Origin of the sequence: Methylobacterium ajmalii, assembly GCF_036448855.1 — a bacterium.
GTDB lineage: Bacteria > Pseudomonadota > Alphaproteobacteria > Rhizobiales > Beijerinckiaceae > Methylobacterium > Methylobacterium ajmalii.
On sequence record NZ_JAZFXT010000020.1, the window covers coordinates 24,030 to 37,291 of the forward strand.

The window sequence follows — 13,262 nt, forward strand, 5'->3', positions numbered from 1 at the left end:
CCGATGAGCGACCACGCCGACCTCTGCGAGACCCATCCGAGCCGCCGCCGCATCCTCGGCACCGCCGGCGCCCTGTTCGCCTGGAGCGCGATCCCCCGTACCGCCACCGCCGCCCCGGGCGCCCGCGACGCCCGCCTCGTCGTTGTGGTGCTGCGCGGCGCCCTCGACGGGCTCTCGGCGGTGGCGCCGCTCGGCGATCCCGCCTACGCGGATCTGCGGCCCGGCATCGCGCTCACCCGCGACGGGCCGGGAGCGGCCCTGCCCCTCGACGGCTTCTTCGCCCTGCATCCGGCCCTGCCGACCTTCGCCCGGCTCTACGCCGCCCGGCAGGCGCTGGTGGTCCATGCCTGCGCCACCGGCTACCGCGAGCGCTCCCACTTCGACGGGCAGGACGTGCTCGAGAGCGGCCAGCCCGGCCCCGGCCACACCGCCAGCGGCTGGCTCAACCGCCTCGTCGCCGCCCTGCCGGCCGGGGAGGGGATCGCGCCCCGCACGGCGCTCGGCGTCGGGGTGGTGCCGCCCCTGATCCTGCGCGGGCCGGCCCCGGTCCTCGGCTGGGCGCCGCCGCGGATGCCGCGGGCGAGCGACGAGCTCGCCCGGCGGGTGCTCGCCCTCTACGAGGCCGGCGACCCGGCGCTCGCCGCCTCCCTCGCCCGCGGCCTCGACGTCGATGCGCTCGCCAAGGGCGGACCGAAGGAGGCGGGGGGGCTGCGCGGCCTCGCCGAGGGCGCGGCGCGGCTGGTCGCCGCCGACGACGGCCCGCGCATCGCCGCCCTCGCCCTCGACGGCTGGGACACCCACGCCAACGAGGGCGGCGCCACCGGCCGCCTCGCGGGCCTGCTCGGTGGGCTCGACGGGGTGTTTTCCGCCTTCGCCGAGGTGCTGGCCCCGCGCTGGGCCGACACCGCGATCCTGGTCGTCACCGAGTTCGGCCGCACCGCCCGGGTCAACGGCACCACCGGCACCGACCACGGCACCGGCACCGTGGCGTTCCTCCTCGGCGGGGCGGTGCGCGGCGGCCGGGTGCTGGCCGACTGGCCGGGCCTCGCCCCCGCCCAGCTCCACCAGGGCCGCGACCTCGCCCCGACCACCGACCTGCGGGCGGTCGCCAAGGGCCTGGCGGCGGACCTGTTCGGCCTCTCGCCGGCGGTGCTGGCGCGCAGCGTGTTTCCCGGCACCGAGGCGCTGCGGCCGGTGGGCGGGCTGGTGGTCTGAGGCATTCTTTGAGGGAGTGACACCGGTTCGTCGAGACGAAGCGACGCGACATCAGAGCCTTGGCATGGCATCCGGTTACAGCGCACGGTCCACGATACTGACGGATGCGCATGCCGAGAGGCCGACGTTCCGTGATGGGCCAACCTTTTCCCGGATCTCCTTCCGCTGACGCTTCAGTCGTCCGGGAAAGGGGGATGGCTTACGACAGGCCGAAGACCGGGCGGACCGTATCCATCATCAGCATCGTGTCCCGTGCTGCCCCGCGGTCGGGCGCCGCTCCAGGTGCCGACATCGCTCGGCCCGTTTGCATTCGTCACAATCCACACGCAAAGATTGAACGGCAGGACTTGTTTAACCTTCGTATCCAAGTATCGAGCCACGGCTCCGGCCATCAGGCCGTCGTGGGACCATATGCAAGAGTGCGCGATACAACGACTCGATAGATTGTAGAGGAGTCTGGATAGGATGAGCGGCGCCCCTGTCGTGCAGTCCGATCATCGAGAACGTGCCCTGGACCATGCTATCGACGATAAGCGCGGACGAGTGCGTCATGTGACCTCGATGCCGGCCACGATCGTGATTTCCCATTACGATCAGATTCCCTGCATCGTCCGCGATCTGTCGGACAGTGGGGCAAAGATCGGTCTGTCCCGGCGCTATGTCCTCTCAGAGCGCTTCTGGATCGTCATCCGGCACGCCAACGTCACCCGCCGCGCCTCCTTGATGTGGCGGCGGGGGGAGTTCGCCGGCATCTCCTTCGATCACCCGTTCGAGTGACCCGGAGCGCGACGTCGGACGATCATCATCGCGCTGACCGAGGGCATCGCCGGGGGCGAAGGCCGGCCTACCCTCGATCTCGGGCCTCGTTCTCGCGGGCCCCCTACCGGAAGGTCTTCCTCGGATCGAAGGCATCCCGCACCGCCTCGCCGGCGAAGATCAGCAGGCTCAGTGTCACCGCGATGACGGCGAAGCCCGTCAGGCCGAGCCAGGGCGCCTGGAGGTTGGCCTTGCCCTGCGCCAGCATCTCGCCGAGCGACGGCGAGCCCGGCGGCAGGCCGAAGCCCAGGAAGTCGAGGGAGGTGAGCGTCGTGATCGAGCCGTTCAGCACGAAGGGCAGGAAGGTCAGCGTTGCCACCATGGCGTTGGGCAGGAGGTGGCGGAACATGATGCGGGCGTTCGAGAGCCCGAGCGCGCGGGCGGCGCGCACGTACTCGAAGTTGCGCGCCCGCAGGAATTCCGCCCGCACCACGCCGACGAGCGACACCCAGGAAAAGAGCAGCAGGATCCCGAGCAGCACGAAGAAGCTCGGCGTGATGATCGACGAGATGATGATCAGGAGATAGAGCGACGGGATCGCGGTCCAGATCTCGATCACCCTCTGGAACACCAGGTCGACCCAGCCGCCGAAGTAGCCCTGCACCGCCCCGGCCAGCACGCCGATGACCGACGAGACCAGCGCCAGGGTGAGGCCGAACAACACCGAGAGGCGGAAGCCGTAGAGCAGCCGGGCGACGACGTCGCGGCCCTGGTCGTCGGTGCCGAGCCAGTTCCACTCGATGTCGCGGCAGGTCGTGCCGCCGGTCTTCTCGGCGATGCTCCGGCACTGCGCGTCCGAGAGCCGCCAGGTCGGCGGGGCCGGGGCCGGCACCGGCAGGTCGAGGTTGTGGGTGTTGTACGAGAACCGGATCGGCGGCCACAGGGCCCAGCCGTGCTCGGCGATCTCCTTGCCGATCACCGGGTCGCGGTAGTCGGTCCGGGCGAGGAAGCCGCCGAACTTCTCCTCCGGATAGTCGACCACGATCGGAAACAGGATCTCGCCCTTGTAGGAGGCGACGATCGGCCGGTCGTTGGCGATGAACTCGGCGAACAGGCTCAGGACGAAGATCAGGCAGAACAGCACGAACGACCAGTAGCCGCGCCGGTTCGCCTTGAAGTTCGCCAGGCGCCGCCGGTTGAGCGGCGACAGCCGGCCGTGTCCGGCAGCACCTGGGAGCGGCAGGATCACCGGCGCGGCCGCCGGCGAGGTGACGGGAATCGCGTCGAGCTCGGGGGTCGGGGGGCGCTGGTTCATGCGGCGTCCCCCGGTCGGGCGGTCACGGTCGGGCGCGGCGGGATCAGTCGATCCGCGTCGCGGTGACGTCGATCACGCTCGGCTTGAGCGACCCGCTGCGCTCGAGGTGACGGCGCAGCAGCACGACGTTGCGGCGGTTGGCCTTGAAGGCCGCGTCGAACAGGTCGCCCACCAGCGGCACCGCGCCGACCACGCCGTCGATCGCCACGTTCGCCGCCATCCGGGCGATGAGCCAGCGCGGCGCACCGAGGCGACGGGCCTCCCAGACGATGTAGGAGGAGATCGCCGTGGTCACCACGTCGCCGATCACCGGGATCAGGCCGACGATCGCGTCGAGGCCGATGCGCCGGTTGCCCGGCAGCACGATCGCGGTGTCGAGGATGTGGGCGAGCAGCTCGAGCCGCGCCATCACCTGCTCGGGCGTCGAGCCCGCCATGGCCTGGGCCGCCTGGGCGCGCAGCCCCAGCGGGTCGTCCTGCGGGAAGCGGGCGTCCTTGAAGCCCGCGCCCTGGAAGCCGCCCGTCTGGAACTCGGCCCCGGCGCCGAAGGACCCGGCCCCGAAGGGCGGGACAGGGCCGGCCGTCTGCGAAGAGGTCATCCCGGAACTCCGGAGCGTGTGCGTGGTGCTCATGCTCCAGGATGTGGCCCCGGCTCCCCCGTTCAACAAGGAGGTCTCGCATCAGGCGGCGCGCCCGGGCGCGAGCCCGCGCAGGCGCTCCAGCGCCCGGTCGAGGGTGTCGTCGCGCTTGGCAAAGCAGAACCGCACGATGGTGCGCACCGGACGGTGGGCGTAGAAGGCGCTGACGGGGATCGCCGCGACGCCGTGCTCCCGCACCAGCCGCTCGCAGAACGCCACGTCGTCGCTCTCGCCCAGCGGCGCGATGTCGAGGTTGAGGAAGTAGGTGCCGGCGGACGGCAGCACCCGGAAGCCGAGGCCCGCGAGCCCGTCGGCGAAGCGGTCGCGGGCCCGGGCGAAGTCGGCTCGCATGCCCTCGTAGTAGGAATCCTCCTTGCCGAGCCCGTAGGCGACCGCGGCCTGGAGGTTCGGCGGCGTCGTGAAGGTGAGGAACTGGTGCGCCTTGGCCAGCCCCCGCATCAGCCCGGGGGCCGCCATCACGAAGCCGACCTTCCAGCCGGTCAGCGAGAAGATCTTGCCCGCCGAGCCGATCTTCACCGTGCGCTCGCGCATGCCCGGGAAGGCCATCAGCGGCCGGTGGCGGCGCCCGTCGAACACGACGTGCTCCCAGACCTCGTCGCAGAGCGCCACGGCGTCGAACCGCTCGCAGAAGCCGGCGAGCAGGGCCAGGTCCTCGTCGGGGAAGACCGTGGCCGAGGGGTTGAGGGGATTGTTGAGCAGCACGACCTTCGTGCGCGGCGAGAAGGCGGCGGCCAGCGCCTCCTCCGTCAGCCGGAAGTGCGGCGGCGTCAGGGTGACGAAGCGCGGCACGCCGCCGGCCCGGCGCACCAGCGGCAGGTAGGCGTCGTACATCGGCTCGAACAGCACGACCTCGTCGCCGGGCTCGATCAGGGCCATCAGGGCGCCGGCGAGCGCCTCGGTGGCGCCCGAGGTCACCATGATTTCCGTGTCCGGGTCGAGGTCGAGCCCCTGCCAGCGGGCGTAGTGCCGGGCGATCGCTCCGCGCAGCTCGGGCAGCCCCATCATCGGCGGGTACTGGTTCCAGCCCTCCATCACCGCCTCGGCGGCCTTGGCGCGCACGTCCGCCGGGCCCGGATCGTCCGGGAAGCCCTGGCCGAGATTCACGGCGCCGGTCTCGCGGGCGAGCGCCGACATCACCTCGAACACGGTGGTCGGCAGGTCGGCGAAGATGGGATTCATGCGCGGGACGAAGGGGTTCGAGGGGAAAGGCGCCTCGCTACCACGCCGACGGGCCGGACGGAACCGAGGGCGATCGTCGCCCTCCCGGCCGACCGCTGCCGGTTCGCGTCAGGGACTGTCCGTCTCCGACGTGCCGCCGGCCTGACGGCGGGCGGCCTCGTCCTCCTCGGCCTTCCGGCGCGCGGCTTCCGCGGCGCGGGCGGCCTCCACGCGAGCGGCCTCGGCCGCCTTGGCGGCTTCCGCGGCACGGGCGGCCTCCGCAGCCCTGGCGGCTTCCGCCCGTGCCGCCGCCTCCGCCCGCTGCCGGGCCTGGCGTGCGTCCTCGAGGGCCCGGGCGCGGTCCATCTCCAGGCGGCCGCGGCGCCGGGCGATCTCGTTGCGGTCGGATTCCACCGTCTCGATCTTGTCGAGTTCGCGCTGCAGCACCACCGCCGCCAGCACGTTGGAGAGCGGCACGAGGTCGAGGTCGCGCTGCGGCTTCGCCACGGGGCCGGCGAGCGCCAGGCCCAGCGTCGGGGCCGGCGCGGTCCAGGCGCGGGGCGTCGCCGTGGCGGTGAGCGTGCCGCGGGCGTCGAGGCGCCAGGCCTTGGCGTCGACCTGCACCAGGCCGGTCCAGGTCGTCGGGCCGAGGTCGAGGGTGAGCCCGCCGGTGCGCAAAACCCCGCCGACCACCGAGGCCGGGACCGAGACCGGCCCGGCCGCCACCAGGGAGCCGCGGTCGAGTTCCTCCGCCACCACCTGGGCGACGCGGCCGGCGCGCAGGGGGTCCTCCTCGGACAGGAGCCGGGTCAGGGCCCGTGGGATGCCCGCGGGATCGAGGTCGCGCACGCTCAGGCCCGCGAGCTCCAGCGCCCCGCTGCCGGCGAGATTGCCCACCAGCGCGGCGGGGCTGTCGCCCGCGGCCCCCAGGCGCAGGCGCAGCGACACCTGGCCCTTCACGGCGTCGCCGCCGGTCAGCGCCGTCAGGGAGGCCGCCGTCAGGCCGCCCTCGGCGGCGAGCGTCGCCTGCCCGCCCTGGCGCGCCAGGGTGGCGCCGCCGGTGAGCCGCCCGCCCGCCAGCCCGCCGGTGAAGTCGCGGATGGAAAGACCCTCGGACCCGAACCCGAGGTCGAACCGCGCCCAGTCCGCCGCGAGGCCGCGGCCGAGATCGAGGCGGCGCACCGTCAGGGCGACGTGGCCGGTCGCGGGCGGGACCGGGGCCGGGCCGAACCGCACCGCGGACCACGCCTCCGGCCCGGATGGGGCCGTCCCCCCGTTCAGCACCATCGCGTCGGCGAGCCAGGGCAGGGAGACCCGTTCGAGGGCGACCGTGCCGGTGACGTCGCCCCCGGCATTCCGCGTCAGGGTCGCGTCGACCGCCGATCCCGCCACCGTGCCGGTCACCGCGAGGCGCGGCGTCTCGCCGCTGCGCGACAGGCCGAGGGTCAGCGTCGCCGGCACCGGGTCCGGCGGGGGCGCGGCGCGGCCGAGAAGGCCGGCGAGCGGACGCAGGTCGGTGGCCGCCACGGTCAGGGCGCCGTCCTGCAGGGGACCGCCGGCCGCCGGCATCACCAGGGCCCGGGCGGTCCCGACCTTGGCCCCGGCGAACTCGCCGTCCAGGGTCAGGCGCAGCGGTCCCTCCGCGCCGTCGCGGCGCCCGGCCATGTGGAGGACCGCCGGCATCGCCAGGGCCGGGTCGGCCGGCCGGCCGAGCCAGCGGCCGGAGGGGACGCCGTCGAGGCGGATGTCGAGGTCGTCGAGCCGCCCGGCGCGGGCGGCCAGCGACAGGGCGAGGCGCCCGCCGGCCGCGGTGCCGCGGGCATGGCCGCGCAGCCGGTCCGGGTCGGTGCCGGAGTCCCGCTCCAGCGTCAGGTCGAGGGCGACCGGGCCGTCGCGCAGGAAGCCCGGCACCAGGCGTGCCTCGTCCACGAAGGCGTGCGACACGAGGTCGATGAGCGGGGCCGCCGCCGGCGCGCTCACCTGCCCGGCGATGCGTCCGGCGCCGTCGGCCCCGATCCGGCCCGACAGGCTGGCCCGGGCCCCGGCGAGGTCGCGCACCTCCAGGCTGTCGAGGCGGATCGCGGCGCCCTCCGATTGCAGGCTGGCGGCGATCTCGCCGGTGCGGGGCCCGGTCGGGCCGTAGCGCAGGTCGCGCGCGAGCAGGGTCAGCCCGACATCGTGGTCGTGCAGGGCGGCCACCGCGCCGCGCATCGGCGGCAATTCGGCGATGTCGAGGCCGTCGGCGATGATCTGGGCGTCGAAGCGCGGGCGCGGCTGGTCCGGCCCGGCCGGGCTGTAGCGGGCCGATCCGGTGAGCCTCGCGCTCCCCAGCGCCACCCGGGCGTTGCGCAGCGACAGGACGGGAAGGGCCGCCGCCACGTCGGCCTCGGCCGAGAACGGCCGGCCGTCGAGGAGCCCGGCGAGGGGACCGCCGAGGCCGAGCCGGTCGAGGAGGCGGGCGAGGCGGTCGGAGGCCGGCGCGTCGAGGGCGACGTGGCCCGAGAGGCCGCCGCTCGGCGTCACGTCGCCGGAGAGCGCCAGCCCCAGGCCGCCCGCCGCCTTGCCGGCGAGCCGCCGCAACGCCACGGCGCCGGAGGGCCGCAGCACCGCGCTCAACGCGGCGCCGGTCCATTCCTCGCGGGCGAGGGTCAGGCTGTCGACCGCGACGTCGAGGGAGAGGGTGCCCGGCAGGGCGCCGGGCGACAGGCCGCGGCCGAGGAGCGCCTGGCCGGTGGCGCTCATCAGGAAGCCGTCGAGGTCGAGGCGGCGCGCCTCGAGGCTCAGGGCGGCCCGGGCGCCCGCGAGGTCGAGGCTGCCCCGCCCGGTAAAGCGCAGCGGCGCCTCGCCGGGGACCTCGAGGCTCAAGGTCTCGAAGGTGGCGAGCCGGCCCTTCGCCTTGAACCCGCCCTGGACCGAGAACGGCAGGGCGGCGCCCGCGGCCTGGGCCGGCGGCCCCACCACCAGGCGGGCGCTGCCGGCGGCTTCCGGCACGCTGCCGCCCTCGGGGCCGGGGACGAGGCTCACCCGGGCGTCGAGGTCGAGCCGGGGCATCGTGTCGCCGCCGGCGCCGAGCTTGACCGGCACCGTCCCGTCCGGTCCCGGCTCGCCGGTGGTGAGGCGGAACGCTACCCCCTCGACGCGGCCCTCGGCCCGCCACGGGCCGGCGAGCCGCGGCGCGGAGAGACGGACGGTCTCGGCGTAGACCTGGTCGGTGCGCCCGGTCGCCGCCACCCGGGTGGTGACGAGGAGCTGGGCCACCCGCAGGTCCTCGACCGCGAGGTCGCGGCCCTCTCCGGCGAGGGCCGGCAGGGGCAGGAGGGCGCCGGCCTCCGTCGTCGGCAGGGTGACCTCGCCGCGGCCGATCCGGGTCTCGGTGAAGCGGATCTCGCCGGAGAGGAGCGGGGTGAGGGCGATCTCGGCCTTGACGAAGCGCGCGTCGAGGGAGGCCCGGTCGCGCCCGGCCGCGAGGCGCAGGTGGTCGACCCGCAGGCGCGGCGAGGGCAGCAGGCGGATCTCCAGGCGGCCGTCGCTGCGGGCCTCGAGCCCGAGCGAGCGGCTGAGTGCCGCGTCGAGGGAGCCGCGATAGGCCTCCCACGGGATGAAGGGCGGCGCGACGAGCGCCGCGGCGAGGATCAGGATGACGAGGCCCGCCAGGGCGGTCAGGATGTCGCGCACCGTGCTGTCCGTGCCGCCCCGCGAGGAGAGCGCCGCCCCATGTTCGTCCGACGGCCCGACGGGCCGTACCCCGATGACCGGGCTAGCATATCGGCATCGGAAACGAGGGCGAAATCCGGCGCGATCACGCAGCGAGAGCCCGCCCCCGATGCGCCTGTGCCACGCTCCGGACCCGCCTGACAGGGCGGGGCGACGCTGCTAGAGCGGCAGCGTGACCCGATCGACGGACCCGATGCGCTACTATCTCGGCCTCGCCACCACCTTCCACGACCCGGCCCTCGCCCTGGTCGGGCCGGACGGCACGGTGCTCTTCGCCGAGGCGACGGAGCGCTACCTGCAGTACAAGCGCGCCCCGAACTGCGAGCCGGATTCGGCGCCCCGCATGGCGGGCCTGCTCAAGGCCCACCTGCCGCCGGGTGCCGAGCTGGTGGTCGCCACCACCTGGGGGCCGGAGTTCAGCCGCTACCTCGCCGACCAGGCCGGGACCGGCGCCTTCGGGCTCGACGCGCTGAAAGCCCATTCGCCGGCCCTCAACCGCTCGCTGGTGCCCGAGCGGGCCGAGCGCACCTTCATCGCCGAGCTGGCGCTGGCGCAGGGGCGGGCGGGCTACGGCACGCTGCTGGGACTCGACCGGGCCCATGGCGGCCGCTCGACCATCGCGGGACTCAGGCGCTACCCCCACCACCTGACGCACGCCGCCTACGGCCTGTGGGGCTCGCCGTTCCGGGACGCGACCTGCCTCGTCGTCGACGGCATGGGCGAGACCGGCGCCTCGGCGATCTACCGGATGGAGGGGGGGCGCCTCGTCGAGGTCAAGCGTCATCGCGGCCGCGAATCGGTCGGCTTCTTCTTCGGCCTCGTCACCGACCTCGCCGGCTTCGACCAGGCCAAGGGCGAGGAATGGAAGATCATGGGGCTCGCCCCCTACGGCCGGCCCGACCCGGAGCTGATGGCGCTCCTGCGCCGGCTGTACCGGATCGAGAACGGCCGCCTGCGCTTCTCGGACGCCGCCACCGTCCAGGCGGTGGCCGACGAGATCCGCGCCCGCCGCCCGGCGGAGGCCGACGAGGACGGCTGGGCCGACCTCTCGGCCTGCGGCCAGGCGATCTTTTCCGAGATGATGGACGTGCTCGTCGCCGAGGCCTGGCGGCTCAGCCCCCACGAGAACCTCGTCGTCACCGGCGGCTGCGCGCTCAACTCGTCCTATAACGGCCGGCTGCTCGGGCGCAGCGAGTTCCGGTGCCTCCACGTCCCGTCGGCGCCGGCCGACGACGGCAACGCGCTCGGCGCGGCCTGGCTGGCGTATCGGGAGGACCACCCGGACTGGACCGGGCCGGGCGTGCTCGCCACGCCCTATCTCGGCTCGCGGGTCTCGACCGAGCCCCTGGAGCGGATGGTCGGGTGGGAGCCGCGGCTGCGCCATCTCGGCCATGACGGCGTGACGCAGGCGGCGGCCGACATCCTGGCGGCGGGCGGGCTCGTCGGCTGGGTGCAGGGCCGGGCCGAGTTCGGGCCGCGCGCCCTCGGCAACCGTTCGATCCTGGCCGATCCGCGGCCTTCCGACGCCAAGGCGATCCTCAACGGCAAGGTGAAGTACCGCGAGGCGTTCCGCCCCTTCGCGCCCTCGATCCTGGCCGAGGCCGGGCCCGACTGGTTCGAGGATTACCAGGACAGCCCCTACATGGAGCGCACCCTGGTCTGGCGGCCGGAGATGCGGGACAGGGTGCCGGCGGTGGTGCACGAGGACGGCACCGGCCGCCTCCAGAGCGTGACCGAGGCGCGCAACCCGGCCTATGCCGCCCTGATCCGTGCCTTCGCGGAGCGGACCGGCGTGCCGATCCTGCTCAACACCAGCTTCAACGTGATGGGCAAGCCGATCCTCCACACCGCCGAGGACGCGATCCTGATGTTCTCCACCACCGGCCTCGACGCCGTGGTGATCGAGGACTGGATCCTGGTGAAGGACGGGGTGAAGACATGAAAAGGGCCGGCCCCGTGCCCGGGTGCCGGCCCCTGAATTCTCGGAGAGGCTGCGAGGCCTACTCGCAGACCTCGACGCGCTTGTAGGTGAAGGACTCGTCGTCGAGCCACACCTTGCGGCGCTCGAAGTGGCAGATCGGGCCGCGGCGCGGGCGCACGTACACGGTCTCGGGCTCCTCGACGTAGACCCGGCGCGGCGGCGGCACGACGTAGGCCGGAGGCGGCGGGGGGGCGGCCTGGGCGCCGTTCATGATCGCGCCGGCGGCGACGCCGCCAAGGATGCCGGCCGCCGCGCCGCCGATGATCGCCGCGCCGACATTGTCGCGGGCCTGGGCCTGGGGGGCGGCGGTGACGAAGAGGGCGGCGACGAGCGCCGCGCCCGCGCCGAGGCGCGGAAGGCCGTGAGAGGTCAGAGCGCGCACGCTGAGGGTCTCCGAAGGGTGTGGGCGCGAGGATGCGAGTGAGTGCTTAACGAAGTGCCAAGCTTGCCGTCCGATCGAGCGCCGGACGGGGCGGCCCGGGGCCGACGTAAGCCTCGCGCCGTCGGGTCGAAGAGGTGACGGCGGTTTGCGGCGATTTCCGGGTAGGCCGGACCTTCCGGGCCGGGTGTGTATTTCAGGCCACGGTGACGGTCGCCGCCGGTCGTCGCGCAGACGAAGAGGACCGCCCCCGGGGGGCGGTCCTCTGTTGTCTCGCTCGGTCCTTACATGTTCATCAAGGCGCTGGCGGTGCCGAAGGCCGTCATGGCGAGGCCGCCGGCCAGGACGCCGATCATGCCGTAGGACACGGCGCGCAGAAGCTTCATCTCGCTCATCGGTGGATCTCCGTTAGCAGCGGTAGCCGCCCGTGGTCTGGCCGTACTGCTTGACCGGGAAGTTCTGCTGGTTGGCATTGCCCTCCGAGGCCGAGCTCATCGGGCAGGCGCCGTAGAACGGTACGCTGGTGTTGGCCCGGCCGCCGATGGAGCCGGTGGTCTCGACGTCGCGCGGGGCGAAGGGGTTGGCCGGGGAGTTCGCACTGGATGCCATGGCGGACGAGATCGGGGCGACGCCAAGGACAAAAGCGGTGACGACGGCGGCGATGCGGGTCTTCATCTGGTATCCATGCTCCTTCATACGCTGCAGGCCGAGATATGTGGCCTGCTCTCTTGCGATGATCGGAATATAGGTGGCCGTGCTGCGGTGCGATGTGTTCCGGCGCACGCGGCATGAGGGATTACGGATCTGGGGCAGGTCGCCCGACGGCGCGGTCGACCGGTTCATGCGGCGCGCGAGGATCGCGTCGCGGGTGCGGCGGGGAGGGCCAAGTGTCTCTCACAAAACTCCCGATCACTGCCTCGGCTTGCTGTGGCAGCGACATCGCGGCGGGAGTTTTGTGAGGTGCACCAAGACGACGCCTTGGCGGAGACCGTCGACGGTGCGTTGAAGGCAGCGGTCATCCACCGGCGCGGCCCGTGGCGGTCCGTCATGGCGGTCGCATGCGCCATCCCGGAGTGGATCGATCGCGACGACCATCGCCGCTTCGCCCGCGCCGATCGGCACTGATCCTCGCGCCGAGACCGAAGCGCGCTAGAGCGCTTCACGATCGCGTTGCAATCGCGAAGCTCTCCAAGTCATTGTTTTGTCGCATTTTCTTCGACGAACCGGCATCCACTTCGTCGGAAAATGCTCTATCGTGCCGACGTCGGCGACCAGTGGCCCTGCCGCCTCACCCAAGACAACCGGCCTCCGACAAACCCGGAGCGGTTCACCCTAGCGAAGGAACGAAAGACGGAGGGGCAGCATTCCTTCCATCCAGCAGCCTAGCCGTCAGGGACGACCCCTCCATGACCCTCCTGATCGTTCTCATCCTGCTCATTCTGCTTTTTGGCGGCGGCGGCAGCTTCTACGGCGGTGGGCGCTATCGCACGGGCGGCCTCGGAATCGGCGGCATCCTGCTCATCATCCTGGTCGTGCTCCTGCTCACCGGCCGGATCACGATCTGACGCTTTGGCGGACCGCCCGCCGCTGCCTGACGAATCCACGGCAGGTGACGAGTGTCCTGCCGCTTTCGCCTCCGCCCGAGCGACAGGACGGTGCGGCGCCCGCTGTGGCGCGGGCGTCTGCGGCAGAGAGACGAATGGCGAGACAAGGAGCACGACCGGTGATCGATCTCAACGCGGCGACCGCCGAGGAGTTGGACAGCGTACCGATGCTGAAGGGGCACGGCTTCGAAATCGTGCGCTACCGCGAGGAGCGTGGCCGGTTCACCAGCTTACGTCAGCTCGACGAGGTGCCGGGCTTGAGCGGCAAGACCGACGGGGTTTCCGATCGGGTGACGGTCGACGACCAGGGCAATCCTGAAGTTCGGTCTCGGTAGGTCGTCACCGAAGGGTCGCGTGGAGGGGTATGTTCGCCTGCCAGATCCACGCAAGGCGCGGGCTCCCTTCTACCATGGCGGGAGCGCGTGGCTGCCGGGACAGCCCGGCCGAGCGCCCAAGAGTCGGCAGCCTGATGGTGACGACCG

11 protein-coding genes and 1 pseudogene are annotated in these 13,262 nt (G+C 73.0%); 6 read left to right on the forward strand and 6 right to left on the reverse strand.

Annotated elements, in window-relative coordinates; all coding sequences use genetic code 11:
• Nucleotides 1–3 precede the first annotated feature (3 nt).
• Nucleotides 4–1,215, forward strand: a complete 1,212-nt coding sequence (locus tag V3T34_RS07525; RefSeq protein ID WP_060846801.1) for a DUF1501 domain-containing protein — start codon at nt 4–6, stop codon at nt 1,213–1,215.
• Between the two features lie 465 nt (nt 1,216–1,680).
• The gene (locus V3T34_RS07530) at nt 1,681–1,992 is read left to right on the forward strand and encodes a PilZ domain-containing protein (RefSeq protein WP_139234897.1); all 312 of its coding nucleotides are present in this window, start codon (nt 1,681–1,683) and stop codon (nt 1,990–1,992) included.
• Nucleotides 1,993–2,095: 103 nt separating this feature from the next.
• Here V3T34_RS07530 and V3T34_RS07535 read toward each other — a convergent pair whose 3' ends face one another.
• The 4 genes from V3T34_RS07535 to V3T34_RS07550 form a co-directional block, all read right to left on the reverse strand.
• Complete coding sequence (locus V3T34_RS07535; protein WP_060846799.1) at nt 2,096–3,286, reverse strand: ABC transporter permease; 1,191 nt, start codon at nt 3,284–3,286, stop codon at nt 2,096–2,098.
• Between the two features lie 43 nt (nt 3,287–3,329).
• Nucleotides 3,330–3,884 carry a DUF4112 domain-containing protein gene (locus tag V3T34_RS07540; RefSeq protein ID WP_082742472.1) on the reverse strand — a complete coding sequence of 185 codons (555 nt, stop codon included), beginning with the start codon at nt 3,882–3,884 and terminating at the stop codon, nt 3,330–3,332.
• Nucleotides 3,885–3,965: 81 nt separating this feature from the next.
• Nucleotides 3,966–5,123, reverse strand: coding sequence for an aminotransferase (locus tag V3T34_RS07545; RefSeq protein ID WP_091883627.1), 1,158 nt, complete (start codon nt 5,121–5,123; stop codon nt 3,966–3,968).
• Between the two features lie 108 nt (nt 5,124–5,231).
• Nucleotides 5,232–8,777: an AsmA-like C-terminal region-containing protein gene (locus tag V3T34_RS07550; RefSeq protein ID WP_305078662.1), complete on the reverse strand. Its 3,546-nt coding sequence runs from the start codon at nt 8,775–8,777 to the stop codon at nt 5,232–5,234.
• Nucleotides 8,778–9,009: 232 nt separating this feature from the next.
• Here V3T34_RS07550 and V3T34_RS07555 point away from each other — a divergent pair, with 232 nt between their 5' ends.
• Entirely contained in the window at nt 9,010–10,758 is a 1,749-nt protein-coding gene (locus V3T34_RS07555; protein ID WP_305078671.1) for a carbamoyltransferase family protein, read from the forward strand.
• Between the two features lie 58 nt (nt 10,759–10,816).
• On the opposite strand, the gene V3T34_RS07560 is transcribed toward V3T34_RS07555, so the two are convergent.
• A complete protein-coding gene (locus V3T34_RS07560) occupies nt 10,817–11,179 on the reverse strand; it encodes a hypothetical protein (RefSeq protein ID WP_305078663.1) in 363 nt (120 codons plus the stop codon).
• A 405-nt stretch (nt 11,180–11,584) separates the two neighbouring features.
• Nucleotides 11,585–11,851 carry a hypothetical protein gene (locus V3T34_RS07565; protein WP_060846795.1) on the reverse strand — a complete coding sequence of 89 codons (267 nt, stop codon included), beginning with the start codon at nt 11,849–11,851 and terminating at the stop codon, nt 11,585–11,587.
• A 294-nt stretch (nt 11,852–12,145) separates the two neighbouring features.
• Between V3T34_RS07565 and V3T34_RS07570 the strand changes: the two are divergent.
• The 3 genes and pseudogenes from V3T34_RS07570 to V3T34_RS07580 all read left to right on the forward strand — a co-directional run.
• Nucleotides 12,146–12,329: pseudogene (locus V3T34_RS07570) on the forward strand (IS3 family transposase); the annotation flags it as partial.
• 253 nt (nt 12,330–12,582) lie between these two features.
• The gene (locus V3T34_RS07575) at nt 12,583–12,741 is read left to right on the forward strand and encodes a DUF3309 family protein (protein ID WP_091883624.1); all 159 of its coding nucleotides are present in this window, start codon (nt 12,583–12,585) and stop codon (nt 12,739–12,741) included.
• Nucleotides 12,742–12,899: 158 nt separating this feature from the next.
• Nucleotides 12,900–13,115 carry a ComEA family DNA-binding protein gene (locus tag V3T34_RS07580; protein ID WP_060846794.1) on the forward strand — a complete coding sequence of 72 codons (216 nt, stop codon included), beginning with the start codon at nt 12,900–12,902 and terminating at the stop codon, nt 13,113–13,115.
• The last annotated feature ends 147 nt before the right edge of the window (nt 13,116–13,262 follow it).